Source organism: Enterovibrio paralichthyis (assembly GCF_019209835.1).
In the GTDB taxonomy this organism is placed as follows: Bacteria; Pseudomonadota; Gammaproteobacteria; order Enterobacterales; family Vibrionaceae; genus Enterovibrio; species Enterovibrio paralichthyis.
The window spans coordinates 1-513 of sequence record NZ_JAHUTS010000069.1; the positions used below are offsets into that span (position 1 = coordinate 1).

The 513-nt window shown below is 43.7% G+C and carries 2 tRNA genes; both read right to left on the reverse strand.

Annotated features, from left to right (window positions below):
* Positions 1 to 246 precede the first annotated feature (246 nt).
* Positions 247 to 322 (reverse strand) — tRNA-Val (locus tag KU854_RS24700).
* Positions 323 to 392: 70 nt separating this feature from the next.
* Positions 393 to 468, reverse strand: a tRNA-Lys gene (locus KU854_RS24705).
* Positions 469 to 513 lie beyond the last annotated feature (45 nt).

A 513-nucleotide genomic window follows, 5' to 3' on the forward strand; every position in this document is an offset into this window, starting at 1 on the left:
TCATTGAGAAATGAAACCAAGAACACTTGAATGTGTTTTTCGTTAACTCCGTAGAGTCAACATTTGAGAACTTTACAAACAAACTTAAAAAGTTTGTTTAGTCAGCTTTCCAGATTTTTAAAGAGCATTTCTCGTAAAGAGAAGGTGGTAAAAACCACTTTCTAATGATTTTCGGCGGCAAAAAATCGCACCCTGTAAATGTGATTTAAAGGGTCTGCGAATCCGTTGCAGAAAATGATTAGAGAGTGGTGGGCGATACCGGGCTCGAACCAGTGACCCCCTCCTTGTAAGGGAGGTGCTCTCCCAACTGAGCTAATCGCCCACAAATGTTTGTTTTCACCTTTGAAAAGGCAAAACCCAAACTGAGTTTTACATCTTCTTGTGGAAGAAGATGGTGGGTCGTGCAGGATTCGAACCTGCGACCAATTGATTAAAAGTCAACTGCTCTACCAACTGAGCTAACGACCCGTGGCGTCCCATAGGGGAGTCGAACCCCTGTTACCGCCGTGAAAG